Origin of the sequence: Rhodovastum atsumiense, from assembly GCF_937425535.1 — a bacterium.
In the GTDB taxonomy this organism is placed as follows: domain Bacteria; phylum Pseudomonadota; class Alphaproteobacteria; order Acetobacterales; family Acetobacteraceae; genus Rhodovastum; species Rhodovastum atsumiense.
The window spans coordinates 2,283,016-2,304,329 of record NZ_OW485601.1 but is presented as its reverse complement, the minus strand read 5'-3'; the positions used below and the strand labels follow the sequence as shown (position 1 = coordinate 2,304,329).

General features: G+C 69.5%; 26 protein-coding genes. 6 read left to right on the top strand and 20 right to left on the bottom strand.

Features of this window, described 5'->3' with window-relative positions:
- Positions 1–24 precede the first annotated feature (24 nt).
- The 4 genes from hemJ to hemE are packed head-to-tail and all read right to left on the bottom strand — an operon-like array spanning position 25 to position 3,298.
- A complete protein-coding gene (gene hemJ, locus NBY65_RS10500) occupies positions 25–477 on the bottom strand; it encodes a protoporphyrinogen oxidase HemJ (protein WP_150044950.1) in 453 nt (150 codons plus the stop codon).
- Positions 474–1,172, bottom strand: coding sequence for an HAD family hydrolase (locus NBY65_RS10495; protein WP_239003140.1), 699 nt, complete (start codon positions 1,170–1,172; stop codon positions 474–476). The genes hemJ and NBY65_RS10495 overlap by 4 nt, the downstream gene beginning before the upstream one ends.
- A complete protein-coding gene (gene hemH, locus NBY65_RS10490) occupies positions 1,169–2,245 on the bottom strand; it encodes a ferrochelatase (protein WP_150044954.1) in 1,077 nt (358 codons plus the stop codon). Before hemH ends, NBY65_RS10495 begins: the two co-directional genes overlap by 4 nt.
- Positions 2,246–2,275: 30 nt before the next feature.
- Entirely contained in the window at positions 2,276–3,298 is a 1,023-nt protein-coding gene (gene hemE / locus NBY65_RS10485; RefSeq protein ID WP_150044958.1) for a uroporphyrinogen decarboxylase, read from the bottom strand.
- A gap of 310 nt (positions 3,299–3,608) precedes the next feature.
- On the opposite strand from hemE, the gene NBY65_RS10480 reads away from it, so the two are divergent.
- The 4 genes from NBY65_RS10480 to NBY65_RS10465 are packed head-to-tail and all read left to right on the top strand — an operon-like array spanning position 3,609 to position 6,661.
- Complete coding sequence (locus tag NBY65_RS10480; protein WP_150044961.1) at positions 3,609–4,487, top strand: pyruvate, water dikinase regulatory protein; 879 nt, start codon at positions 3,609–3,611, stop codon at positions 4,485–4,487.
- Complete coding sequence (locus NBY65_RS10475; protein WP_150044964.1) at positions 4,484–5,098, top strand: Maf family protein; 615 nt, start codon at positions 4,484–4,486, stop codon at positions 5,096–5,098. Before NBY65_RS10480 ends, NBY65_RS10475 begins: the two co-directional genes overlap by 4 nt.
- 58 nt (positions 5,099–5,156) lie before the next feature.
- Positions 5,157–5,801 (top strand): pyridoxamine 5'-phosphate oxidase family protein, encoded by a 645-nt coding sequence (locus tag NBY65_RS10470; RefSeq protein WP_150044967.1) that lies wholly within the window; start codon positions 5,157–5,159, stop codon positions 5,799–5,801.
- Between the two features lie 59 nt (positions 5,802–5,860).
- Positions 5,861–6,661, top strand: a complete 801-nt coding sequence (locus NBY65_RS10465; protein ID WP_150044970.1) for an undecaprenyl-diphosphate phosphatase — start codon at positions 5,861–5,863, stop codon at positions 6,659–6,661.
- Here the strand turns inward: NBY65_RS10465 and NBY65_RS10460 are convergent.
- The 11 genes from NBY65_RS10460 to NBY65_RS10410 all read right to left on the bottom strand — a co-directional run bounded on the left by NBY65_RS10460 (position 6,658) and on the right by NBY65_RS10410 (position 14,578).
- The gene (locus NBY65_RS10460; RefSeq protein ID WP_150044973.1) at positions 6,658–7,056 is read right to left on the bottom strand and encodes a helix-turn-helix domain-containing protein; all 399 of its coding nucleotides are present in this window, start codon (positions 7,054–7,056) and stop codon (positions 6,658–6,660) included. The two genes, NBY65_RS10465 and NBY65_RS10460, sit on opposite strands and share 4 nt — an antisense overlap.
- Positions 7,057–7,240: 184 nt before the next feature.
- Positions 7,241–7,771: a Smr/MutS family protein gene (locus NBY65_RS10455; protein ID WP_239002998.1), complete on the bottom strand. Its 531-nt coding sequence runs from the start codon at positions 7,769–7,771 to the stop codon at positions 7,241–7,243.
- Between the two features lie 7 nt (positions 7,772–7,778).
- Positions 7,779–7,970: a DUF2283 domain-containing protein gene (locus NBY65_RS10450; protein ID WP_150043527.1), complete on the bottom strand. Its 192-nt coding sequence runs from the start codon at positions 7,968–7,970 to the stop codon at positions 7,779–7,781.
- Positions 7,967–8,233 carry a DUF4258 domain-containing protein gene (locus NBY65_RS10445; protein WP_150043529.1) on the bottom strand — a complete coding sequence of 89 codons (267 nt, stop codon included), beginning with the start codon at positions 8,231–8,233 and terminating at the stop codon, positions 7,967–7,969. The genes NBY65_RS10450 and NBY65_RS10445 overlap by 4 nt, the downstream gene beginning before the upstream one ends.
- A gap of 1 nt (position 8,234) precedes the next feature.
- Positions 8,235–8,936: a LutC/YkgG family protein gene (locus NBY65_RS10440; RefSeq protein WP_150043530.1), complete on the bottom strand. Its 702-nt coding sequence runs from the start codon at positions 8,934–8,936 to the stop codon at positions 8,235–8,237.
- A gap of 2 nt (positions 8,937–8,938) precedes the next feature.
- On the bottom strand, positions 8,939–10,366 hold the full coding sequence (locus NBY65_RS10435; RefSeq protein ID WP_150043532.1) for a lactate utilization protein B: 1,428 nt from the start codon (positions 10,364–10,366) through the stop codon (positions 8,939–8,941).
- 68 nt (positions 10,367–10,434) lie between these two features.
- A complete protein-coding gene (locus NBY65_RS10430) occupies positions 10,435–10,911 on the bottom strand; it encodes a MaoC family dehydratase (protein WP_150043534.1) in 477 nt (158 codons plus the stop codon).
- Between the two features lie 143 nt (positions 10,912–11,054).
- Complete coding sequence (locus NBY65_RS10425; protein ID WP_150043536.1) at positions 11,055–11,852, bottom strand: (Fe-S)-binding protein; 798 nt, start codon at positions 11,850–11,852, stop codon at positions 11,055–11,057.
- A 4-nt stretch (positions 11,853–11,856) separates the two neighbouring features.
- On the bottom strand, positions 11,857–12,687 hold the full coding sequence (locus tag NBY65_RS10420; protein WP_150043538.1) for a DNA-methyltransferase: 831 nt from the start codon (positions 12,685–12,687) through the stop codon (positions 11,857–11,859).
- A gap of 5 nt (positions 12,688–12,692) precedes the next feature.
- Entirely contained in the window at positions 12,693–13,901 is a 1,209-nt protein-coding gene (gene mltA, locus NBY65_RS10415) for a murein transglycosylase A (protein WP_150043540.1), read from the bottom strand.
- Entirely contained in the window at positions 13,901–14,578 is a 678-nt protein-coding gene (locus tag NBY65_RS10410) for a Tim44/TimA family putative adaptor protein (protein WP_150043542.1), read from the bottom strand. Before NBY65_RS10410 ends, mltA begins: the two co-directional genes overlap by 1 nt.
- A gap of 152 nt (positions 14,579–14,730) precedes the next feature.
- Between NBY65_RS10410 and NBY65_RS10405 the strand changes: the two genes are divergently transcribed.
- Together NBY65_RS10405 and secB are read left to right on the top strand one after the other, a co-directional pair.
- Complete coding sequence (locus NBY65_RS10405) at positions 14,731–15,285, top strand: histidine phosphatase family protein (protein ID WP_150043544.1); 555 nt, start codon at positions 14,731–14,733, stop codon at positions 15,283–15,285.
- A 118-nt stretch (positions 15,286–15,403) separates the two neighbouring features.
- Positions 15,404–15,913, top strand: coding sequence for a protein-export chaperone SecB (gene secB, locus NBY65_RS10400; RefSeq protein WP_150043546.1), 510 nt, complete (start codon positions 15,404–15,406; stop codon positions 15,911–15,913).
- Between the two features lie 82 nt (positions 15,914–15,995).
- Here the strand turns inward: secB and NBY65_RS10395 are convergent, their stop codons facing one another.
- From NBY65_RS10395 to NBY65_RS10375, 5 genes are all read right to left on the bottom strand, one after another.
- Positions 15,996–16,883, bottom strand: coding sequence for a hemolysin family protein (locus NBY65_RS10395; RefSeq protein ID WP_150043548.1), 888 nt, complete (start codon positions 16,881–16,883; stop codon positions 15,996–15,998).
- Between the two features lie 133 nt (positions 16,884–17,016).
- Positions 17,017–17,472, bottom strand: coding sequence for an rRNA maturation RNase YbeY (gene ybeY / locus NBY65_RS10390; RefSeq protein ID WP_150043550.1), 456 nt, complete (start codon positions 17,470–17,472; stop codon positions 17,017–17,019).
- Positions 17,473–18,531, bottom strand: coding sequence for a PhoH family protein (locus NBY65_RS10385; RefSeq protein ID WP_150043551.1), 1,059 nt, complete (start codon positions 18,529–18,531; stop codon positions 17,473–17,475). It lies immediately after the preceding gene.
- A complete protein-coding gene (miaB, locus tag NBY65_RS10380) occupies positions 18,528–19,931 on the bottom strand; it encodes a tRNA (N6-isopentenyl adenosine(37)-C2)-methylthiotransferase MiaB (RefSeq protein WP_275266332.1) in 1,404 nt (467 codons plus the stop codon). Before miaB ends, NBY65_RS10385 begins: the two co-directional genes overlap by 4 nt.
- A 212-nt stretch (positions 19,932–20,143) precedes the next feature.
- Positions 20,144–21,112: a lysophospholipid acyltransferase family protein gene (locus NBY65_RS10375; RefSeq protein ID WP_150043556.1), complete on the bottom strand. Its 969-nt coding sequence runs from the start codon at positions 21,110–21,112 to the stop codon at positions 20,144–20,146.
- Positions 21,113–21,314 lie beyond the last annotated feature (202 nt).

The following is a 21,314-nucleotide window of genomic DNA, read 5'->3' as shown; positions in this document are numbered from 1 at the left end:
CTGTGGTCGCTTCCCTGGTCCCGGTCAGAACGGCCGGACGATCACCATGATGACGATGACGATCATCAGCAGCGTCGGGATCTCGTTCATGATCCGGAAGAAGCGCTCGGACAGGCGGTTGCGGTCATCGAGGAAGCCGCGCCGCCAGCGTGCCAGCCCGCCATGGAAGCCGGTCATCAGCAGCACGCAGAGCAGCTTGGTGTGCCACCAGCCGGAGGTCCAGTCGATCACGCCCGGGGTCAGCACCAGCAGGATGCCGAACAGCCAGGTGGCGATCATGGCGGGGGTGGTGATCGCCTTCAGCAGGCGCCGCTCCATGACCTTCATCCGCTCGCTCTCGGCGGTGCCGACCGGGACCATGGTGTGGTAGACATACAGTCGTGGCAGGTAGAACAGGCCCGCCATCCACGCGATCAGGCTGATCACGTGCAGGGACTTGGTCCAGAGATAGTAATTGGCAAGCACGTCGATCGTCATGCGGTCCTCCGCGGTGCCACGGCCAGCAGGCCGGGCAGGTCGAACATGGACGTGAACGGAATGGCCCCAAGGGCCCGCAGCGCCGCCCCGTCGGAGTGGGGCGCATAACCCAGGCAATCCATGCCGGCGGCGGCAGCAGCCCTGGCACCGGGCAGGCTGTCCTCGATCACCAGGCATTCGGCCGGCGCGCAGCCCTCGGCGGCGGCGGCGGCCAGGAACAGGTCGGGGGCCGGCTTGCCACGCCCGACGTCGCGATGGCTGTGCAGCCGCCCGGCCACCAGGGCGGTGATGCCCAGGCAGGCGAACTTGGCCGCCATCTCCTCATGCGAGGAATTGGAAGCGATCCGCCAGCCCAGGCCGAGCGCGGTGGTGGCGTGCAGCGCCTCGACGGCGCCGGCGATCGGCCGGGCCTCCCGGGACAGCGCCGCCACCAGCCGATCCTGCAACCGGCCCGGCCAGTCCGGAGGGATGGACCGACCCAGCCGGACCTCGATCAGCGGCATCATGTCCGGAAGGGTCATGCCGAGGAACAACCGCTCGGCCTCGGTCGGCGTCATCGCCCAGCCCAGGGCGGTGAGGTCGGCGGCGACCAGCCGGTTCGCCACCTTCTCGCTGTCCACGATCACGCCGTCGCAGTCGAAGATCACCAGCCGCAGCGCACTGCGGCGGCCGCGCAGCAGTTCGGGCGGGGTCACGTCACCCCCAGCCGCTCGCGCGGATCGGACTGGGCGAAGGGGCAGTCGCGATGATGCCCCGCACAGGTCCGGCCGCCGACGAAGCTGCAGGTGCCGTTGCCGAAGCCCAGGGACCGCCGCACCAGCGCGGCCAGGGCCTTGATGAAGCCCGGATCGGCATTCTGCGTCGGTGCGCGGAAATAGTGCGGCACCCCGACCTGCTCGGCCAGTTCCTTGTACTCGACGTCGAGCTCCACCAGGGTTTCGGAATGCTCCGAGACGAAGGCGATCGGCACGACCAGCACCGCCACCTTGTCGCGCCCGGCACGTTCCAGTTCGTCCTCGGTGGAGGGGGCAAGCCATTCCTGCGGGGTCGCGCGCGACTGATAGCAGACCACGTAGTCCAGGCCGCGGATGCCCAGGCGCTGCACCACGCCGCTGACGCTGAGTTCCACCTGGAACTGGTAGGGATCGCCTTCCTGGATGATGATCTTGGGCAGGCCATGCGCCGAGAACAGGATGCGCAACGGCACGTCCGGCCCGAGTTCCGCCCGGGCCGCGTCCCAGGCGCGGCGGACGAGAGCGGCCTCGGCGCGGATGAAGTCGTCGTCGGCGTAGTAGCAGCACAACGAGACCGTCGGCTTGAACAGCCCCACCTGCGCCGCCGCCTCGCGCCAGGCGGTCAGGCTGCTGCCGGTCGTGGTGGTGGAATACTGGGGATAGAGTGGCAGCAGCATGATCTCGTCGGGATCCCAGGCCGCCACCGCCCGCGCCGTCTCCTCGCTCATCGGATGCCAGTAGCGCATGGCGATGAAGCAGCGGACGTCCATGTCGGGCAGCGCGTCCTCCAGCGCCCGCGCCTGTTGCTCGGTCAGTTCCAGCAGAGGGGAGCGGCCGCCGAGCCTGGCGTAGTTCTCGGTGGCCGGCCTGACGCGGGCGCGGGCGATGATCCTGGCCAGGAACGGACGCAGGAACGGGTTCACCCGCAGGATCGCCGGATCCGTGAACAGGTTGACCAGGAAGGGCCGGATGCTCTCCGGCCGGTCCGGGCCCCCGAGGTTGAACAGGACAATGGCGACGCGCGGCTTGGTCATCGAACGAAAGTGGCGGCCGGGCTCCCTTGGTCAAGCCGCGCGAACGCGGGCGACCAGTGCCGCCACATGATCGGGCGACGTCTGCGGCACGATGCCGTGGCCGAGGTTGAAGATGAACGGCCGCCCGCGCATGGCTGCCAGCAGTTCATCCGCTTCCCGCTCCAGAGCAGCACCGCCCGCGACCAGCGCCAGCGGATCCACATTGCCCTGCAGCGCCACCTTCTCCGGCACCAGGGCCGCGGCGCGCTTCGGGTCGGCCGAAGTGTCCATGCCCACGCCCTGCACCCCGGTCACTGCGGCGTATTCGCCCAGCATGGTCCCGGCGAGGCGCGGGAAGCCGATCACCGGCACGTGCGGATACCGGGCCCGGATCGCCGCGGTGATGCGCCGCGTCGGCTCGATCACATAGGCCCGGAACAGCGAGGGCGCCAATACGCCGGACCACGAATCGAACAGCATTACCGCCTCGGCGCCCGCGTCGATCTGGGCGGAAAGGTAGACGATGGTCTGCTCGGTCACGAGGTCGATGATGCGCCCATACAGCTCCGGCTCGCGCCAGGCCATCATCCGCACATGCTCGTATTCCTTGGAGCCGCGGCCCTCGACCATGTAGCAGCTGACGGTGAACGGGCTGCCCGCGAAGCCGATCAGGGTGGTGTCGCCCATCTGGGCGGCGAGTCGACGCACCGTCTCGATGATCGGGGTGATCGCCTCGGGCAGACGGGCCGGGTCGAGGGCGGCCAGCCCGGCTGCGTCGCGGATCGGCGGCAGCTGCGGCCCCTCGCCTTCGGCGAAGCGCAGTCCCTGCCCCAGGGCCCAGGGCAGCATCAGGATGTCGCTGAACAGGATGGCGGCGTCGAAGCCATAGCGCCGCAGCGGCTGCAGCGTCACCTCGGTGGCCAGGTCAGGACGGGTGCAGAGGTCGATGAAGCTGCCGGCTTCGGCCCGGACCTGTCGGTATTCGGGGAGATAACGGCCAGCCTGCCGCATCAGCCACACCGGCGGGGGCCACACCGCTTCACCCGCCAACGCCCGCAGAAGTTTCTTCGTCATGGTCCGTTCCGCCTGCTTTCGACGCGCCCTTCATAAAGAGAGAAATAAGAAAAGAAATGGGTGAAGAGGTAGATGGGCCTGTGGATAACGGGGTACAGGCTTTTCATTCCTTCATCCCCAGACCTGTCCACAGCCGAGTCTCCGTCCAAGCCGTTGGGAATCCAAACGATTCCGAAGATGTCCCGAATTCCGGAAGATACCCCCGGATTCCATCCCCAGATTCAAACCCGGCGGACTTATCCCCGCTTTCCCGGTCACCGCCTGCGGATCAGGGCTACCTATCCCCGTTATCCCCGTTATTCTCACCCCCATGCCGAACCGGATGAACCTCCACCTGGTCTCTGACGCCACCGGCGAAACGCTGAATTCCATTGCGCGCGCCACGGTCTCACAGTTCGAACACGCCAGCATCGTCTATCACCGCTGGAGCCTGATCCGGACCCGCTTCCAGTTGCACCGGGTGCTCGAAGGCATCGAGGCCGAGCCCGGCCCGGTGCTCTCCACCCTGGTGGAAAAGGGGCTGCGCGCCGAGCTGGAGACCTTCTGCCAGCGCCTCGGCCTGCCGGTGGTCAATGTCCTGGATCCGGTGATGACCATGTTCCAGGACCAGTTCGGCGAGAAATCGCTGGCCCGGCCCGGCCGGCAATACGTGCTGGACGCCGACTACTTCAAACGGATCGACGCCATGCACTACGTGCTGGCGCATGACGACGGCCAGGCCCAGGCCGGCATCGCCGAGGCCGATGTCTGCCTCATCGGGGTCTCCCGCAGTTCCAAGACGCCGACCTCGTTCTATCTGGCCAATCGCGGCATCAAGGCGGCCAATATCCCGCTCGTGCCCGGCCTGCCCGATCCGCCGGGCCTGGACCAGCCGCCCTGCCCCGTGGTCGGGCTGACCCTGGACGCCGAGGCGCTGATCGAAATCCGCCGCCACCGGCTGCGGCTGATCGGCACGATGGCCATGCAGCGCCAGGACAGCAGCGAATACGTCGATCTCGACGCCGTGAAGAGCGAGCTGGTCTGGGCACGCCGGCTGTGCGTGCGGCGCGGCTGGCCGGTGATCGACGTGACCCGGCGCTCGATCGAGGAAACCGCGGCGACGGTGTTGCAACTGATGGAGGCCTGGCACGAGCGGCGCCGCAAGGGCGGCATCGACAGCCCCTCCGCGCGGCCGACCCCCGGGCCATGAGCCTGCAGGCCGACACGCCGCGGCTGGTGCTGGCCAGCGCCTCGGTGACGCGCCGCACCCTGCTGGCGGCGGCCGGATTGCGCGTCGAGGCGCGCACGGCGCAGGTCGACGAGGCCCTCCTCAAGCAGGAGGCCCGCGCCGAGGGGCTGCGCGCGGAGGACACGGCGCTGCGTCTCGCCGAGGCCAAGGCCCGGCATATCGCCTCCGGTGATCCCGAGGCGCTGGTGATCGGCTGCGACCAGATGCTGGTCTGCGAGGACCGGTGGTTCGACAAGCCCGCCGACCTTGCCGAGGCGGCCACGCAGTTGCGGGCCCTGCGTGGGCACACCCACACCCTGGTCACGGCGGTCGCGTGCCTGCGCGGCTCCCAACGGCTCTGGCACGATATCGCCTGCCCGCGCCTGACCATGCGCGGTTTCTCCGACGCCTTCATCGAGGAGTATCTGCGGTTCGAAGGCGCCCACGTCACCACGACCGTCGGCGCCTACCGGCTGGAGGGACCGGGCGTGCAGTTGTTCAGCCGGGTCGAGGGCGAGCACGCCGCCATCCTGGGCCTGCCGCTGTTGCCGCTGCTGGGATTCCTGCGCCAGCAAGGTGTGGTATTGGACTGATTATTCTCGCTTTGATCGGTCTTTGCCTCTGGACCAATCCGGCGCCACGCTCGCGCCCATGCAACCGACCCCTCCCAGCGATTTCGCCCGGCTGCGGCGCAAGCCGCAGCGCGGCGCCTATGACCAGGCGACCATCCACGCCATCCTGGATGCCGCCCCGTTCTGCCATGTCGGCCATGTCATCCAGGGCCGCCCGGTGGTCATCCCCACCTTCCACTGGCGCCACGGCGACACCGTGTTCTGGCATGGCAGCAGCGCCAGCCGCATGATCCGGGCCAATGCCGCCGGCGGCGAGGTCTGCCTGACCGTCTCGCTGCTGGATGCCTGGGTGCTTGCCCGCACGTCATTCAATCATTCGGCGAATTACCGTTCGGTGATGTGCTTCGGCGTCCCGTCCCTGGTGGACGATCCCACGGAGAAGCTGGCGGCGATGCGGGGCTTCGTCGAGCGCCTGTTCCCCGGCCGATGGGAGACGCTGCGCCCGCCGACCGAGCAGGAGGTCAAGGCCACGGCGATCCTGTCGCTGCCCCTGACCGAGGCATCCGCCAAGCTGCGGAGCGGGCCGCCGGGCGACGATCCCGAGGATCGGGACTGGCCGGTCTGGGCCGGCACGCTGCCGCTGCGCCTGGTCGGGGACGCGCCGGTGCCGGATGACGACGTGCAGCCCGGCCAGGAGCCGCCGGCGACGCCCTTCGCGGGCTGACTGCCGTTGGCGAGCCTGTCACTTGCGGCAGAGGCAGGCGGCTTGCATACGCGTCCTTCATGGACACTTCGTATTGGTTGCAAGCCGCTCTGCTCGGCCTCGTCGAGGGGCTGACCGAGTTCCTGCCGGTTTCCTCCACCGGACACCTGATCCTGTTCGGCGACCTGATCGGCTTTGATGTCCCACAAAGCGACGTCTTCGAGGTCGTCATCCAGCTCGGCGCCATCCTGGCCGTCTGCGTGCTGTATGCGCGCCGGTTGTGGAATGCCGTGATCGGGTTGCCGACCGATCCCGCCGCGCGGCGCTTCGCCCTGACGATCCTGCTCGGCTTCCTGCCTGCGGCGGTGCTCGGCCTGATGTTCCACAAGGTCATCAAGACCGTGCTGTTCTCGCCCTGGGTGGTCTCCGTCAGCCTCATCGTCGGAGGCTTCGCCATCCTGCTGATCGAGCGCATCAAGCCGCGGCCGCGCTATGCCGAGGTCGAGGACATGCCGCTCGGTACCGCCCTCGGCATCGGGTTCTGCCAGGCCCTGGCGATGATCCCGGGCGTGTCGCGCTCCGGGGCCACCATCATGGGCGCCCTGATGTTCGGCGTGAACCGCCCGACCGCGGCGGAATACTCGTTCTTCCTGGCCATCCCGACCATGCTCGCGGCGAGCGTGCTCGATCTCTACAAGGCCCGCGAAGGGCTGACGACGGACAGTCTCGGCCTGATCGCGGTCGGCTTCGTCGTTGCCTTCCTGTCGGCGATCGTGGTGGTGCGGGCGCTGGTCGCCTATGTGCAGCGGCACGGCTTCGCGCCGTTTGCCTATTACCGCATCGTCATCGGCGCGGTGATGCTCGGGCTGCTGTCCCTCTAACCGCTTCCGGCCGCCCGCCGCAGCCGTGCCTTCGGCGGGCGGGCCCCGGTATCCAGCAGCGCATGCAGGGCCGCCACCGTTTCCGGCGACAGGCGCCGGATCGACTGCGCGAGACGGTTGGCCAGCGCCGTCTGCTCGGGGGTGAGCCCCGCCGTGTCGACCACCACGCGCGGGTGCGACAGGCGGGCCAGCTCGGCGAGGTTTTCCGCCTCGTCCCAGATCAGGCCGAAGACCTCGCAGACCTGGTGCACCAGTCCGGCGCTGGGGGCGCCGCGGCGGCCGTGCTCCAGGGCGGAGAGATAAGCGGCGGAGACCTGCAGCCGCGCGGCCAGATCCTTCAGCGCCATGGAGTGCTCGGCGCGGAGCGCCCGCACCCTGGCACCGAACGGGGTCATGGCAGACGAATGGGATCCAAGGGCCTTGTGGCCCTTGGTGGAGGTCCAGGAGGCAAAGCCTCCTGGTGGGGTCTGGGGCGAAGCCCCGGTGGTGGTTGTCGCCGGGGCTTTGCCCCAGACCCCACCAGGGCTTTGCCCTGGACCCACCAAGGGCCACAAGGCCCTTGGATCCCGTTCATTTCCTTCACCTTGGCCTCCGCAGCAGCACACGCACGGCCCCCGGATTGGCGGCATGCGGATGGGCGGCCGCCAGCACCAGCCCTCGCAGCCCGGGCAGGTTGAGCCAGAGCGGCAGTTCCCGCCGCAGCACGCCACCCGCCTCGCCGGAACCGCGGCCGGTGATGATCTCCACACAGCGCACGCCATCCGCCTGGGCCGTGTGCAGGAACGCCTGCAGCGCCTGGAAGGCACGCTGGGCGGTGCGGCCATGCAGGTCCAGCGTGCGCGCCGGCGGCAGCTTGCCGGCGCGGAAGCGGTTCCAGGACGCGTTGTCCAGCCCACCCGGCTGGTCGCCGATGCTCACGAAAGGGCTGGGCCGGGGCGGCGGGCGCAGCGGCAGGGACCGCACCGGCTGCGGCAAGGGATCGGCCACGATCGGCAGGACAGCGGGGGGCGGGGGAAGCACGCGGCCCGGCAGCGGCGTGATCTGGCGCGCATAGCTGGCCCAGTCGCTGAGATCCTGCTCAGTCAGCCCCGAACGGCGGAAGGCGGACACACGACGATCATTCGACGGCTCCCGGCACGGCGCCGGGAGCCAGGGTGGAGCGGGCATTCAACACTTCCAGCGCCACCAGCCGGCGGGACGCATCGAAGTCCAGGGTGATGCCGGGCGCCACTGCCTGCGATTCCGCGACAGGCGCATCGGCGAAGCGGACGTAGAACGCGTCCTCGACCGGGTCATAATGCGTCCTCAAGGCGTCGCTCCTCGCTCATACAGGGCAGTAACGATGACTATATCGTCACGCTCCCGGCGGTGGACAACGCAGATGACGCGATCCGAGGGTCCGGGCAGGCGCTTGCGGCTCCAGGTCAGGACCGGTCCGGCCATAACGCTGTCCGGATCGGCGACGACGGCGAGCACGGTTTCCAGCGGCAGCCGCCGTTCCGTCAGCACGATCTGGGCGTGGCGGGACACCATGATCCGGGGCGCGGGCGGGCCGGGATCCTGGTCCGGCATGTCAGGCCAGGGCGTCCGGGTCGTCGTCGACCAGCACGATATGCAGCCGCCGTGGCCCGTGCGCGCCCAGCTCCAGGGTGGATTCGATGTCGGCGGAACGAGAGGGGCCGCTCACCAGCATGACGTTGCGCGGCATGAATCCCCCCGTGGTGGCATCCTGCCGTTCCGCCCGCAGCCGGTCCCAGGCTTCTTCCAGCGCACCGACCACGCGGCTGGCACGCAGCACGACGATCTCGGTGTCGCACAGGATGTTCAGCGTGGTCGGCCGCTCGGGCACGCCCGGCAGCACCAGCGTGCCCGTCTCGGCCACCGCGGCATAGCCGTGCTGCACGCTGACGAGGTCGGAGGCCTCGGCCCGCCCTTCGCGGATGCTCAGCAGGGGACGCTGTTCCCAGGGAATTGCCCGCAGCTCCGGATGCGGTGCCATCACCAGCGTGCTGGGCAGGTTCTGGGCGGCGAGATAGGTGGCGATCGCCTCCGGCACCGCGGCGGCGTCGGGCACGCGGACGATGGTGCCGAACTCCTTTTCCACGTGGCGCATGAACAGCGCGATCTGCCCGGCGCGGGGCAGGCGGCTGCGTGCGGGGATCAGATGGCGCGGATGCCCCGCGAGCCGGGCGCGCAGCTCCTGCTGGCGTTCCTCGGGCAAGGGGCCGCGGTGCAGGCTGCGGCGAATGGCGCCCAGCATGGCTTCCTTCGACATGGTCAGGCCCTCCCCGCCCGCTGCTCGCGGGCATAGCGCGCGAAGAAGGTCTCGCCCTCCGGCGCCGGCAGGTCGCGTCCGGCGGTCCAGCCGCCGGCCAGCGGCAGGGAGGTGAAGCGTCCGCGCCGTTGCCCGAGCCACCCCAGGCCCCGTGCCAGGATCTGCGTCGCCAGCCGGTAAGCACCCGGCCGGCGGGCGAACCACCCCCACAGGCGAAGCCCGGCGCGCGTCGTCGGCGGCGTGAGATGTCGTTCGAATTCCCGCTCGCGCCAGTGCCGCATCAGCTTGGGTAATGGAATCTTCACCGGGCAGACGCTCTCGCAGCGGCCGCAGAAGGTGCTGGCGTTGGGCAGGTGGCCGGCCTTGTCCACCCCGATCAGGCCGGGGGTGAGCACGCTGCCCATCGGCCCGGGATAGACCCAGCCATAGGCATGGCCGCCCACGGTGAAATAGACCGGGCAATGGTTCAGGCAGGCGGCACAGCGGATGCAGCGCAGCATGTCCTGGAACTCGGTGCCCAGCATGGCGGAACGGCCGTTGTCGAGCAGCACGACATGGTATTCCCCGGGGCCGTCCAGGTCGTCCGGCCGGCGGCTGCCGGTGGAAAAGGTCGTGTAGACCGACATGTCCTGCCCGGTCGCCGAGCGCGCCAGCAGCCGCAGCAGCGTGCAGGCATCCTCCAGCGTCGGCACCACCTTCTCGATGCTGGCGAGCGCGATGTGCACCCGCGGCAGCGTCTGGGTCAGGTCGCCGTTGCCCTCGTTGGTGACGATGACGCTGCTGCCGGTTTCGGCGATCAGGAAATTGGCGCCGGTGATGCCCACGTCGGCGGCGAGGAAGCGCTGGCGCAGCTTGCCGCGCGCCTCCGCCAGGATGTCGCGGCGATCAGAGAAGACGCGGTCGGCGGGCAGGTCGGTGTGGGAGGCGCGGAAGCTTTCCTCCCAGTCCTCGCGGTTGAGGTGGAAGGCGGGGGCGATGATGTGGCTCGGCGGCTCGCGGCGGAGCTGGATGATGTATTCGCCGAGATCCGTCTCGACCGGGGTGATGCCGTTCTGCTCCAGGTGGTCGTTGATCCCGAGTTCCTCGGAGATCATCGACTTGCCCTTGGTCACGGTCTTCGCGCCGGCCTTGCGGCAGATCTCCAGCACCGCCGCGCGGGCCTCGTCGGCGGTGCTGCACCAGTGCACCTTGCCGCCGGCGCGCTCGACATTGGCGGCGAAGGTTTCGAGGTAGAAATCGAGATTCGCCAGGGTGTGGTTCTTGATGTCGCGGCCGACCTCCCGCAACTGCTCGAATTCCGGCAGTGCGGCGACGGCGGCGGCGCGGCGGGCGGGAAAGGCCGGCCGGGTATTGGCGAGCGCCTTCTGCAGCCCCGGATCGGCCAGGGCGCGGGCGGCATTTTCCTTGAAGGCAGGGCTGGTGGCGAGCATCGACGTCTCCGGGCGAGAACGACCAATCTAGCGGCCGTCGTCAGTGACGCCAGAGCCGTGTCCGGGGTTTAGACCGGACGGCGGCGCAGCACCCATTTCTGCATCCCCTCCATCACCAGTTCGCGCCGCTGGTTGTGGATGATGCTGTGCAGCCCCACCACGCCGGTGGAGGTGTTCGGCGCCAGCAACGTGACCGTCAGGCGTGGATACAAGGTGTCGCCTTCGTGCGCGGGGCGCAGGAAACGGCTGGATTGCTCGACCATCCCCACCAGCGCGGCCTCCACCATGCGGACGAACTCGCAGGCCCCCGCCGTGGTCTGCGCCGCGACCAGGAAGCCGTGCGCCAGCCTGCCGGGCAGGCCCAGGAGCTGGCAGTACGCAGGATCGGTATGCAGTTCGTGCATCTCGCCGCTGGCTTCGGCATAGGCACGGAAGTGCAACGGACCGAGCGTGCGGGGTGGCAGCGCGAAACTTTCACCGACGCTGAAATCCTCGAACCAGCGCGTCGGCTCCGGCGGTGCAAATTGCCAAATCAAGCCGTCCATGGTTGGAGGTCCCCGCAGAGGTTATTATTTCATGAATCCGATATTCATCTTAAGATTGTATATCATCTGGTGCTATGAACGCAACCGCCCTGCGCCGTCATAATGAATGACGGCGCACATCTAACAAATGATAAGCAACTATTTTACTTTTCGTTTGGTTCGCCGATTGGCGGCACCAGTGCGGTCATGTCCGCCAGGACTTCGGCGACATGGCGCACCTTGACCTTGCTGCCTTCGCGTTCCAGCCGCCCGGCCACGTTCAGCAGGCAGCCGAGATCACCGGCAAGCAACGTGTCGGCGCCGGTCCTGGTCACGTCGCGCGTCTTGTCGGACACCATGCGCGTGGAGATGTCGGGATACTTCACGCAGAACGTGCCGCCGAAGCCGCAGCAGGTTTCCGGCTCCGCCATCTCGGTCAGGGTCAGCCCGCCGACCGTGCCGAGCAGCCGCCGCGGCTGGTCTTTGACGCCGAGCTCGCGCAGGCCCGAGCAGGCATCGTGATAGGTGACGGTGCCCTCGTACCGGGCCTCGACCTTGTCCATGCCCATCACGTCGGTCAGGAAGCTGACCAGTTCATAGGTGCGCTCGCTGACGGCCTGGGCGCGGGTGCGCAGCTCCGGGTCGTCGTCGAACAGCCCGGGCACGTGGTGGCGCAGCATCCCGGCGCAGGAACCGGACGGCACGGCGATGTAGTCGTAGCCGGCGAAGGTCTCGATGAAGGCGCGGGCGAGGTCGCGGGCGGTGGCGCGGTCGCCGGAATTATAGGCCGGCTGGCCGCAGCAGGTCTGCCCGCGCGGCACTTCCACCTCGCAGCCGGCCGCCTGGAGCAGCTTGATGGCCGCGAAGCCGATGGTCGGGCGATGCAGGTCGACCAGACAGGTGACGAACAGGGCCACGCGCGGCCGCGCCGGCGGCGCGGCGGGGGATGACGTTTGCGACATGCGTCTATTCTATCGTGGCGCCCGCGGAAGGCGAGACGGGCGTGCCCTGCTTCGCCAGCCGGCTCGAGGCAATGGCGATGTAGGCGGGGTCGATGTCGATGCCGATCCCGTGCGCCCCTTCCTGCAGCGCCGCCACCACCGTCGTGCCGGTGCCGACGAAGGGGTCCAGCACCACCGGTGCCGCGCGGCCATGCAGGCGGATGCACCAGCGGGGCAGCTCGACCGGAAAGGTGCCGGGGTGGTGGAACTTTTCGGCGCGGCTCTGCACCGTCTCGTAGGGGATGAACCAGGTATTGCCGCGGCAGCGCAGGTCGCGCGGGTGGCCGCGGCGGGCGATGTTGGACTTGTCGGCGTAGGGGACGCCGATCGCCATCCGGTCCAGCTCCACCCGTCCGTCGCGGGTCAGGTGGAAGATGTGCTCGTGGGCGTGGTGCAGGAAGCGGTTGCCGCGCACCGGCTTGAAGTGGCCGACGCTCGCCTGCCCGGTGGTGATCGACTTGATCCAGGTGATGTGGTTCTGCAGCACGAACAGGCTGCGCAGCCGCACGATCAGCTCGAACGGCAGCCAGGGATGGTTCGGGGAGCCGGAAATATTGAGGAAGAACGACGCATCCGGCTTCATCACCCGCTTCAGCGCCGCCGCCACCTGCACCATCCAGTCGAGGTACTCCGCTTCCTCCCGGCTGTCCTCGTAGCTGGCGTAGCGCAGCTTCAGGTTATACGGCGGCGAGGTGACCACCACGTCCACCGACGCTTCCGGCAGGCCGGCCAGCATGGTGAGGCAATCGCCGCAAAGCAGGGTGGGACCGGTACCGATCCCCGAAGACCCGTCCATCGTAACTACCTGGAAGCGGCCTGCACCGCCTTCGGCAGCAGCACGTACTGGGTGCCGGGCTGGCGCATCCGTCCCGCCCGCGCCTCCGCGTCGGGGCCCCAGCCCCAGAACACGTCCGCGCGCACCGGCCCCTTGATGGCGCCGCCGAGGTCCTGCGCCATGGTCAGGCGCTGCAGTTTCGCCCCGGTCAGCGGATCGGTCGTGTCCAGCCACACCGGCGCGCCGAGCGGCAGATAGGCGCGGTCGATCGCGATCGAGCGGCCAGGCGTCAGCCCTGCCCCGAGCGCGCCGGGCGGGCCCTCGTCCTCGCGCACGCCGAGCAGCTCGCGGAAGAAGACGTAGGAGGGATTCTGGTTCATCACCTCCTGTGCCTCGGCCGGGTGGGCATCGAGCCAGGCGCGGATGGCCGGCATGGACACCTGGTCCAGCTTCATCTCGCCCCGCTCGGCGAGCACGCGCCCGATCGGCACATAGGGGCGGCCGTTCTGCGCGGCGTAGCTCACCCGCACCACCCGTCCCTGCGGCAGGCGCACCCGGCCGGAGCCCTGGATCTGCAGCACGAAGGCATCGACCGGGTCGGTCAGCCACAGCAGGCCAAGGCGCTGGCGAGACAGGGCCCCGCCCTCGATGGCGGCGCGGTCCCAATAGGGCAGCAGGCGTCCGCCATCCATCCGCCCGACCAGGCGGCGGCCCTTCAGGTCCGGTGCGAACTCGCCGAGATCGACCTGGATCAGATCGGTGGGCCGGCCCAGCAGCGGCACCCGGTACTGGCCGCCCGGGCTGCGGGCGCCCGCCACTTCCGGTTCGAAATAGCCGGTGAACAGCCCGTTCGGGTTGCCGTTGCCGGCAATCGCCCAGGGTTGGAAATAGCCCTCGAAGAAGCGCCGTGCCGCCGCCTCGTCACCCGGCGGCAGCGCCCGGGCCGCCTCGCAGGACGCCCGCCACTGCAGCGGGTCGCCGCCCCGTGCCGCCGCCTCGCCGGTGCCGCCAAGATCCCCCCCGGGGCGCATGGCGCTGCAGCCGGCCAGGAAGGCCGGCACCGCCTCGGCGGTGCGGTCGGCCTGCCAGCCGGGCAGGCGGTCGAAGCCGACCGGGGCCAGCGTCATGGCGCCGCCCTCCGGGGACGGCGGCGGCGGGGCGACACAGGCGGCCAGCCCCAGCACGGCGAGCGGAACCGCCAGGCGGGCCAGGGCCCGCCGCAACCCTTGACGCATCAGGCGCTGCGCGCGGCCACCAGCCGCCAGGTCGGATCGGTCGAGGTCAGGTCGCGCTCGAAGGTCCAGAGATCGGTGATCTCGGTGACCGCATCCGCGCCGGCCACCGGCAGGCCATTGGCGCCGAAGGTGACGTTCACCTGGTCGGTGACAAAGCGGACGGTGATGTCGGCGATGGTGCCGCGCAGGTCAGCCGCCTCGATGGTGGCGGAGTGGATGGCGCGCAGCTCCGTCTGCTGGCGCTCGTTGGCGGCTTCGCGCGCGGTGATCGCGGCCTCGAAGGCGCGATAGGTGTCATCCGAGAGCAGGGCGCGCAGCGTGGCGCGGTCGCCGGTGGCGAAGGCAGTGACGATCATGCGGAACGCCGCCTCGGCGCCGCCGAGGAACTGGGCCGCATTGAAATTGCGGTCGACGCCCTGCATGCGGGCCAGCGCCTGGCCAGGGGGCGAGGCAGGATCGGGCAAGGGACGTGCAGGCGGGGCCGCAGCGGCTGGCTCGGCCATGCCGTCGATGATCCGGCCCTCGGGCGCGGTACGGGGGGCGAGGCCAGGCTCCTGCATCGGCGGGCGTTCGAATCCGGTCCGCCGGCCCAGAATGCTGCGCAGGCGCAGCACCAGGAATGCCGCGATCATCCCGAACAGGACCAGGTCGATCGGGAAACTGCCGCTGGAACCCATAGCGCCCTCCATCGCGCCCAGATGGAAGTGGGCGCATTGACCCAGACATAGGCCCGACATCGCCGCGAGACAACGCACCACTCAAAGAACAGGGCTGGAAATGGCCCGAGGGAATGGTTGCGACCGGGGACGTGTCCCGCTATCCGATGTCCATGATTCTGCTCCGTCATGGCCAGAGCGAATTCAACGTCCGTTTCGCGGTCGATCGCCGTGATCCCGGTATCGTCGACCCGCCCTTGACCCCGCTCGGCCGGCAGCAGATCGGGCAGGCGGCCGAAGCCCTGGCCGGCGAGCGGATCCGCCGCATCCTGGCCTCACCCTACACCCGCACTTTGCAGACCGCGGCACTGCTGGCCGAGCGGCTGGATCTGCCGGTGCTTGTGCATCCGGTGGTGCGGGAACGTTTCGCCTTCACCTGCGACGTCGGCACCCCCCGCACCGGGCTTTCACGGACCTGGCCGGACCACGATTTTTCCCATCTCGAGGAAGTGTGGTGGCCGGCGCAGGAAGAGCCGTTGCACGCCCTGCTGGACCGGGCCGCCCTGTTCCGGGCCGAGATGGCGGCACTGCCGGACTGGTCGGATACGCTGGTGGTCACCCACTGGGGATTCATCCTGGCCATGACCGGCGAGCGCCTCGAGAACGGGGAATGGCGGCGCTGCGATCCGACCGGTCCCTGCCCGGAGGACGTCACCCTGCGGCACTGACGGCCTGGTGCCGTTGCGTTCGGTGGACAGCCCGCGCTTTCGCTCCGCGACGCGCTGTGCTACCGCGCCCGCGGTCGGTCCTGTCCAGTACGGCCCGCCAGTACACGGAGAAGCCCCCATGTCCGAGACCAACCCGACAGCCCAGCCCCAGGTGCCTCCGCTGGTGGTCAACATCCAGTACGTCAAGGACCTTTCCTTCGAGGTGCCGGGCGCGCCACAGATCTACACCCAGCTCCGCAACGCCCCACGCGTCGACATCAACCTCGATGTCCAGGCCCGCCGCATCGCCGAAGGCCAGGACACCTTCGAGGTGACGCTGGCGATCCGCGCCGAGGCCACCGAAGCCCAGGCCAATGGCAGCGCAGGCAACCGCGTGTTCCTCGCTGAACTCGCCTATGCCGGGGTGTTTACCCTGTCCGGCCTGCCGGAGAACACGGTCGAGCCGGTGCTGCTGGTCGAGTGCCCGCGCATCCTGTTCCCCTTCGCGCGCAACATCCTCTCCGACGTGACCCGCGACGGCGGCTTCCCGCCGGTGCTGCTGCAGCCGATCGACTTCGTCGCCCTGTGGCAGAGCCGCCGCGCCCAGGCACAGGCACCGGGCAACGATACCGTCGCGGGCATCGCCTAAGAAAGGGTCAGGAAGGCGAGGGCTTTGCCCTCGACCCACCAAGGGCCACAAGGCCCTTGGATCCCATTCTCGCTGCGCGGCTTTATTCCGCGGCTTCCTGTTGCGCCGGCGGGGGACGGCGGACACGGATGCGGCGGATGCGGCGGGCATCCGCCTCCAGGATGCGGAACTCGAAACCGCCACTGTGGCCGATCACCTCGCCACGGGCGGGAACCCGCCCGGCCAGGGTGAAGACCAGACCGCCGACAGTGTCGATATCGGCTTCGCGCTCGTCCTCGGTCAGCACCGGGCCGACGCGGGCTTCGAAATCCTCTACCGGCAGCCGGGCGTCGAGGTCGAGCGAGCCGTCGCCGCGCTCGGTCACCATCGGCCCGAGCACCTCGTCGTGCTCGTCGGAGATGTCGCCGACAATGGTCTCGACCAGGTCCTCGATGGTCACCAGGCCATCGATACCGCCGTACTCGTCCACTACCAGCGCCAGATGCATGCGCGCCTGCCGCATCTGCAGCAGCAGGTCGAGCACCGGAACCTGCGGCGCCACCAGCAACGGGCGGCGCAGGATGGATTCCAGTTTGAACCCTTCCGGTCGGCCCACGTAGGAGAAGACGTCCTTGATGTGGACCATGCCGGCAACGTCGTCGAGCTGCTCGCGATAGACCGGCAGGCGGGAATGGCCCTCGCGACGGATCTGGTCGATCGCCTCGTCGAGGGTGACGTCGATGCGCATGGCCACGATGTCGGCGCGCGGCACCATCACGTCGTCGGCCGTGGTGCCGCGCAGGCGCAGCACATTGGCGATCAGCGCGCGTTCCTGCCGGTCGAGCTCGGGGATCTGGCCGGGCACCTGTGGCGCTTGCGCCGCTTCCTGCACCAGTTCGGCGATCGAGGCACGGACCGAATGCTCGTTCTGCCGCCGGCCGAAATGGCCGAGGATGCGGTTGAGCAGACCGGCACGGGAGAGCGAACTCATCGTCCGGCGCCCACGGCGTGCGCTGCCGTTTCTTCGCCCTTGCCGCTGCGACGGCGCGGCCGCGCCGCCGAACGGGGCGTCAGGCCAGCCCCTCCCCTCCCCTGCAAGGGAGGAGCGGAGCAGGTCGGACGCATCAGCGTTTCCACGGATTGGGCACCCCCAGTCGCCGGAGGATGCGTGCCTCGGCCATTTCCATGCGCCGCGCTTCCCCGGCCTCCTCGTGATCGTGGCCCTGCAGGTGCAGGCTGCCGTGCACGATCAGATGCGCGAGGTGATGCGCCGGCCGCTTGCCGGACTGTGCCGCTTCCCGCCGCACCGTGCCCAGGGCGAGCACGATGTCGCCGGGCAGCCCCGGCGCGGCCGGTTCGAAGGTCAGCACGTTGGTCGGCTTGTTGCGGCCGCGATGGCGCGCGTTGAGCTGCTTCACCGCGGCATCGGAGGCAAGCAGCACGGTGCCGTGCACGCAAGCCACCTGGGCGGCGCGGGCGGCCACCCGTTCTGCCTGAGGGACGATGCGGCGCCAGGCCGGCTCGTCCACGATGATCTGGAACCCCGCGGCTGCGGGGCCCCGACTATGAGAAGGATCCATCTACGTCCCAGAGACTCCCACGGCCGCCGCACGACTGCGGCGGGCGTCGCGAGTGTCTTTTTCGGCCGCCTCGCGTTGATCGTAGGCGTCCACGATGCGGGCTACCAAAGGATGCCGTACCACGTCGCGCTTGTCGAACCTGCAAACGGCAATGCCGGCAACACCCTCGAGCGTGTCCAGCGCGTCACGCAGCCCGGAGCGGGTGCCTGAAGGCAGGTCCACCTGGCTGAGATCGCCGGTGATCACCATCCGCGTGCCCTCGCCCATGCGGGTGAGGAACATCTTCATCTGGACCGGCGTGGTGTTCTGCGCCTCGTCCAGGATCACGAAGGCGTGTGCCAGCGTGCGCCCCCGCATGAAGGCCAACGGCGCGACCTCGATCTCGCCGGTGCCCATGCGGCGCAGCACCTGCTCGCCGGGCATCATGTCGTGTAGCGCGTCGTACAGCGGGCGCAGGTAGGGATCGACCTTTTCCTTCAGGTCGCCGGGCAGGAAGCCCAGGCGCTCGCCGGCCTCGACGGCGGGGCGGGAGAGGATGATGCGGTCCACCTTGCCGGCCTGCAGCATAGCTACCGCCTGGGCGACCGCGAGATAGGTCTTGCCGGTGCCGGCCGGGCCGATGCCGAACACCATCTCGTTGCGGGCGAGCGCGTCCATGTAGCCGGCCTGGCCAGGGCTGCGCGGCCCGACCGCGCCGCGGCGGGTGCGGATGGCCGGCAGGTCGGAGAGTGGCAGGCGCGGGTCGTCGATCTCGCTCATGCGGATGGCGGCATCGACCTCGCTGGTGCCGATCGGTTCGCCGCGTTCCAGCCGGCGGTACAGCGCCGTCAGCGCGAGCTGTGCCGCCTCCACGCGCGCCGCCTCGCCCGCGATCGCCACCCGGTTGCCCCGGCAGGACAGCCGGACGCCCAGCCCCTGCTCCAGCCGCACCAGGTGGCGGTCATGGTCGCCGAGCAGCAATGGCAGCAGCGCATTGTCGGCGAAGGTGAGGGTCACGGCCTTTCCGGCCGGGACGACGGAGGCGGTGTCAGGCGTCGGAGACGCGACGGTCTGGCTCAAGCGCAGGCTCGCTCCTGTTCTGGCAGGCTTGCTGAAAGAGAGTTGGTGTGGGCGACCTCGATCTTCACGGGGGCTTCGCGTCCGATCAGGCTTTCCGGGCCGGAAAGATGCACCGGCTGCAGCCAGGGCGAGCGGCCGGCGATCTGGCCGGGATGGCGGCCGGGGCCGGTGAACAGCACCGGCACGGTCAAGCCGACGCAGCCCTGGTTGAAGCGGGTCTGCTGCTCGCGCAGCAACGCCTGCAGCGCCTGCAGGCGGCGGTCCTTCTCGGCTTCCGGCACCTGGGTGGTGGCGGCGGCGGCCGGGGTGCCGGGACGGGGCGAGTATTTGAAGCTGTAGGCCTGCGCGAAACCGATGTCGCGCACCAGGGCCAGGGTGGCCTCGAACTCGGCCTCGGTTTCCCCGGGATGGCCGACGATGAAATCCGAGGACAGGGCAAGGTCGGGGCGGGCTGCGCGCAGCCGCTCGACGATGCGGCGGTACTCGTCGGCGGTATGGCGGCGGTTCATCGCCGCCAGCACCCGGTCCGCCCCGGACTGCACCGGCAGGTGCAGGAAGGGCATCAACTGCGGCACGTCGCGATGGGCGGCGATCAGGTCGTCATCCACGTCGCGGGGATGGGAGGTGGTGTAGCGGATGCGCAGCAGGTCGGGGATGTCGGCGAGGCGGCGGACCAGCCGGCCGAGCGAGGAGGCCATCCCGTCGGCGCCGGCGCCGTGCCAGGCATTGACGTTCTGGCCGAGCAGGGTGATCTCGCGCGCCCCTTGCGCCACCAGCCGGCGGGCCTCGGCCAGCACGGCGGCTTCCGGGCGGCTCTGCTCGGCGCCGCGGGTATAGGGGACGACGCAGAAGCTGCAGAATTTGTCGCAGCCCTCCTGGATGGTCAGGAAGGCGGTCAGGCCCTGCGGCGCGGCGGCTTCCGGCAGGTGGTCGAACTTGTCCTCGGGCGGGAATTCCGTGTCGATCACCGTCCCGGCGGCGCGGCTGGCGCGGGCCACCATCTCCGGCAGGCGGTGATAGGTCTGCGGCCCGAGCACGATGTCGACGAAGGGCGCGCGCGCCAGGATCTCCTCGCCCTCGGCCTGGGCGACGCAGCCGGCGACGGCGAGGATCATCCGTCCGCCTTCCTGGGCCCGCGCCTCCTTCAGCAGGCGCAGCCGGCCGAGTTCGGAGAACACCTTCTCGGCCGCCTTGTCGCGGATGTGGCAGGTGTTGAGGATCACCATGTCGGCGCCCTCGGGCGCGGGGGCCGGGGCGTAGCCGAGCGGGGCCAGGACATCGGCCATGCGGGCGCTGTCGTAGACGTTCATCTGGCAGCCCCAGGTGATCACGTGCAGGCGGCGCGCGGGCGCGGCCTCGCGGGGCTGCTCAAAGCTCGGGGTGATCGGCAGGTCGTTCACGGGCGCCTTCTCCTTCCCGTCCGGGACGCCCGGTCGGAGAAGGCGAGAGACATCGTCAGTGCGGGTCGTCGGGTCAAGCGCAACGCCGCGGAAACACCCCTGTCCCTGGCGAAAGCTTCGCAGATCCGACCGTGGTCATGTCAAGTGACAGGTTATGTGCCGCGACTGATTTGCTGCGCCGGGGGAACGGCCGGCAATGCCGGCCGGGCCGGTCACGCGTAGGCCGGCCGGGCGGCCTCGGCCGCCTGCTCGGCACCGTCCGGAACGACCGGCCGGGCGGGACGGTTCTGCCGCAGCATCGCTGCTCCCTCGGCTGCCGCCGCCCAGGTGGCCTGGGCCAGCGCCTTGCGGCTGGCGAAGGCGCTCGGGTCGAGCGCCGCATGCAGCAGCACGGTCGCGCGCAGGCCGCGATGCTGGGCGAGGCGCCAGAAATGCGAGCCGATATCCATGTCGCCGTACCAGGCGAAGAGCGGGCGGTTGACCCGGCCGGTCGGCAGGCCCGACAGCCGGTCGTACACCACCGACACCGGCTGTACCAGCGCCGGCTTCCCATCCGCGGTCACCGGCAGCTCGGCGATCGAGAGGAAGCAGGAACGGAACGGCAGCACCCGCGAACCGTCGGAGGTGGTGCCTTCCGGGAACAGGATCAGGCTGTCGCCGCCGGCAAGGCGATCGCGCATCTCATCGCGCTCGCGCGCGGTGGAGCTGCGGCGGCGGCGCACGTAGACGGTACGGCCGAGTCGCGCGAGAGTGCCGATCAACGGCCAGCGCGCCACTTCTTCCTTGGCGATGAAGCAGGCTTCGAGCTTGCCCCCGAGCACCGGGATGTCGAGCCAGGAAGAGTGGTTGGAGACATAGACGATCGGTCGCCCGTCGGCGGTGCGGCGGGCCGGCGTACCGATCACGCGCACCGACATGCCGATCAGGCGGCAATTCACCATCCAGTAGAATTTGGCGAAGGCGATCTTTGCCTTTCCCGGCAGCGCGATCAGCAGCGCCTGGATCAATCCGGCCAGCAGCGCCCACAGCAGGACCAGCACCATGCGCCGCAGCGCGCGCAGCCGGCGCAGCATGGAGCGGCCAGGGGGCAGCATGGCGACCCAGTTGGCCGCGTCCGCGTCCAGGTCCGGACGGCGCAGCAGCAGGCGCTTGGCTTTCAGGCGGCGAGGAGTGGCTTGCATTGCAAATCGGACCGATAGCGCGCGACGCGTCCTGGCACAATGACAGGGATGTGACGTTTGCCGGAAATCAGCCAACGATCGTGCCGTCACGCCGGCAACGCGATTGCGCTGCCGGTACTGGCACCGGCACGCGCGGTGCGCGGGCGCAGTTTATTCCTTGATCGGTCTGATATCGCTGCGGGCTTGCCAACCTTGCCGCATC

Excerpts from the sequence above, each read along its gene's own strand:
- NBY65_RS10405 (WP_150043544.1), top strand. The coding sequence starts at position 14,731 with ATGATTCTGCTCCGTCATGGCCAGAGCGAATTCAACGTCCGTTTCGCG.
- NBY65_RS10425 (WP_150043536.1), bottom strand. The coding sequence starts at position 11,852 with ATGTCGCAAACGTCATCCCCCGCCGCGCCGCCGGCGCGGCCGCGCGTG.
- NBY65_RS10465 (WP_150044970.1), top strand. The coding sequence starts at position 5,861 with ATGGACACTTCGTATTGGTTGCAAGCCGCTCTGCTCGGCCTCGTCGAG.
- NBY65_RS10470 (WP_150044967.1), top strand. The coding sequence starts at position 5,157 with ATGCAACCGACCCCTCCCAGCGATTTCGCCCGGCTGCGGCGCAAGCCG.
- NBY65_RS10375 (WP_150043556.1), bottom strand. The coding sequence starts at position 21,112 with ATGCAAGCCACTCCTCGCCGCCTGAAAGCCAAGCGCCTGCTGCTGCGC.
- NBY65_RS10460 (WP_150044973.1), bottom strand. The coding sequence starts at position 7,056 with ATGACCCCGTTCGGTGCCAGGGTGCGGGCGCTCCGCGCCGAGCACTCC.
- NBY65_RS10435 (WP_150043532.1), bottom strand. The coding sequence starts at position 10,366 with ATGCTCGCCACCAGCCCTGCCTTCAAGGAAAATGCCGCCCGCGCCCTG.
- NBY65_RS10445 (WP_150043529.1), bottom strand. The coding sequence starts at position 8,233 with ATGCCGGACCAGGATCCCGGCCCGCCCGCGCCCCGGATCATGGTGTCC.
- hemE (WP_150044958.1), bottom strand. The coding sequence starts at position 3,298 with ATGACGAAGAAACTTCTGCGGGCGTTGGCGGGTGAAGCGGTGTGGCCC.
- NBY65_RS10475 (WP_150044964.1), top strand. The coding sequence starts at position 4,484 with ATGAGCCTGCAGGCCGACACGCCGCGGCTGGTGCTGGCCAGCGCCTCG.
- NBY65_RS10480 (WP_150044961.1), top strand. The coding sequence starts at position 3,609 with ATGCCGAACCGGATGAACCTCCACCTGGTCTCTGACGCCACCGGCGAA.
- NBY65_RS10410 (WP_150043542.1), bottom strand. The coding sequence starts at position 14,578 with ATGGGTTCCAGCGGCAGTTTCCCGATCGACCTGGTCCTGTTCGGGATG.
- NBY65_RS10440 (WP_150043530.1), bottom strand. The coding sequence starts at position 8,936 with ATGTCGAAGGAAGCCATGCTGGGCGCCATTCGCCGCAGCCTGCACCGC.
- NBY65_RS10430 (WP_150043534.1), bottom strand. The coding sequence starts at position 10,911 with ATGGACGGCTTGATTTGGCAATTTGCACCGCCGGAGCCGACGCGCTGG.
- hemH (WP_150044954.1), bottom strand. The coding sequence starts at position 2,245 with ATGACCAAGCCGCGCGTCGCCATTGTCCTGTTCAACCTCGGGGGCCCG.
- ybeY (WP_150043550.1), bottom strand. The coding sequence starts at position 17,472 with ATGGATCCTTCTCATAGTCGGGGCCCCGCAGCCGCGGGGTTCCAGATC.
- NBY65_RS10395 (WP_150043548.1), bottom strand. The coding sequence starts at position 16,883 with ATGAGTTCGCTCTCCCGTGCCGGTCTGCTCAACCGCATCCTCGGCCAT.
- hemJ (WP_150044950.1), bottom strand. The coding sequence starts at position 477 with ATGACGATCGACGTGCTTGCCAATTACTATCTCTGGACCAAGTCCCTG.
- mltA (WP_150043540.1), bottom strand. The coding sequence starts at position 13,901 with ATGCGTCAAGGGTTGCGGCGGGCCCTGGCCCGCCTGGCGGTTCCGCTC.
- NBY65_RS10420 (WP_150043538.1), bottom strand. The coding sequence starts at position 12,687 with ATGGACGGGTCTTCGGGGATCGGTACCGGTCCCACCCTGCTTTGCGGC.
- secB (WP_150043546.1), top strand. The coding sequence starts at position 15,404 with ATGTCCGAGACCAACCCGACAGCCCAGCCCCAGGTGCCTCCGCTGGTG.